Source organism: Microcystis sp. M53603_WE2, assembly GCF_030065435.1.
This window is the reverse complement of record NZ_JASJFF010001317.1, coordinates 1-1490: the sequence shown is the minus strand read 5'-3', so window position 1 is coordinate 1490 and position 1490 is coordinate 1. Positions and strand designations below refer to the sequence as shown.

Here is a 1490-nt window from a genome sequence, read left to right as displayed (position 1 = left end):
GGAACCCCCTAAGCCGAGTTTTCAAGGTGCTGCGCCGTCCACTTGGTTTTCGAGACTGGCCTTTTAATTCTAACGTAAAGCCAACCTAGAACGGCGGGGTTTCAGACCCAAAATTTCCGATGAACTACTCGGCCGCAGCAGCGTTTAAGGGTTTAATGCTGACGATGCGAGCGCCTAAACGGGTAATCCGACGCATTTCTTGATTCATGCGGCTATAGGGAACGGTTAAAAAGACACTGCCACTCTTACGGATAGAATAATCTAGGTTATCAGTATTGTCATTTTGACTTAAACCGACGACTTCATAGACAAAAAGGCGATTTTCTTTGGCACTAGAGAGACTTTGCATCGAAATGGCTCCTACATTGATGTTATAGTTCTCTAGTTTAGCCTAGCAGGGAGACTAGCAATCTAGTTAATGGCCGATTGTCGGGTATTTCCGCAAAAAAATAGATACAGCTACAGGCCGCATTGGCCGCTAAACCTCTCGAATAACGGACAGTAACGGCGACTTTTTCCTGTTCTAAAATAGTTTTCAAAGCTCTGATTCTCTTTTGATCAGGCCGTTGATCATCCACCTCTTGAATGGGATTAAGTGATCGCTGTTAATTGTTTGAAGATCAGCCTGCTGATAAGTCGCAACGCTACCTCCTTGATCTAGTGTAGTCGATTGATGTCGTACTACTTATCATCCTTGATGATGTCTCGCAGATCTGTACTGAACTGGAAGGACAATAGAAATGTCCCTTTAGGGGTTTGTATAGTAGTAAATCTCCAAAAAAGAGAAATTTGTTCATGTCGAGTTCTTAGCAAGAAACTTTTTATATTATACCTATCTTGAACGCTAGTATATTCTTGCAGAACCGTATAGTCTTTACAGACACCGTACTCCTGATTGAATACCTTCAAAACACTTTTTACCATAGAAATTTGTTGATTAATTTTATCTAAGGCATCTTTTCGATCTTTTTCACTTGAATCTGAATGTAGTGATATAAATTTGATCGCACTATCCCTCCAAAAATCGACCGCCCCATCAATATTACCCGCTTTGTAAAGCTGCAAAAAATCACGAACAGGCACAGGAAGTTGTGCCATCTCCTCATCATCAATTACGATCAAGGTGGGTGTGGTTGGTTCTTGGCCGACAAGTAGCGGTTGACTATAAGCTACCCCAGGAAAACAATTAAAAACCGCTAAAGTTCCTAAAGCTGCAATTGCTAATATTTGACTTTTCATGATCCTTACCCCCGAACTCGAAAAAATCACCAACAGTCGAGTTACTGCGGTTGACAAGTACTAAAATCTACTTCTCTGAAAAAATTCCGTGGCAGCATAACCAAAACCGCTAGTTAGGGTCTGCTGAAAAAGTTTGTTGGTGGGGGCAGGGTGTGGGGTGTGGGGTGTGGGGTGTAGGGTTTTACCGATTTTGAGGTAGTCAGTTACCTAATTTTCAGGGAAAAAGTACCTGAATTTTACCCCCGATCCCT

General features: G+C 42.1%; 2 protein-coding genes and 1 pseudogene. All 3 read right to left on the bottom strand.

Translation table 11 applies throughout. From position 1 onward, the window contains the following. Nucleotides 1-124 precede the first annotated feature (124 nt). The 3 genes and pseudogenes from cpcD to PX481_RS27595 all read right to left on the bottom strand — a co-directional run bounded on the left by cpcD (nucleotide 125) and on the right by PX481_RS27595 (nucleotide 1239). Nucleotides 125-349, bottom strand: coding sequence for a rod-capping linker protein CpcD (gene cpcD / locus PX481_RS27605; protein WP_002732223.1), 225 nt, complete (start codon nucleotides 347-349; stop codon nucleotides 125-127). A gap of 37 nt (nucleotides 350-386) precedes the next feature. After that, nucleotides 387-593, bottom strand: a pseudogene (locus PX481_RS27600) (hypothetical protein); the annotation flags it as partial. An 88-nt stretch (nucleotides 594-681) separates the two neighbouring features. Continuing rightward, on the bottom strand, nucleotides 682-1239 hold the full coding sequence (locus tag PX481_RS27595) for a hypothetical protein (RefSeq protein ID WP_147073730.1): 558 nt from the start codon (nucleotides 1237-1239) through the stop codon (nucleotides 682-684). Nucleotides 1240-1490 lie beyond the last annotated feature (251 nt).

Coding starts and splice junctions, on each gene's coding strand:
- cpcD (WP_002732223.1), bottom strand. CDS start 349: ATGCAAAGTCTCTCTAGTGCCAAAGAAAATCGCCTTTTTGTCTATGAA.
- PX481_RS27595 (WP_147073730.1), bottom strand. CDS start 1,239: ATGAAAAGTCAAATATTAGCAATTGCAGCTTTAGGAACTTTAGCGGTT.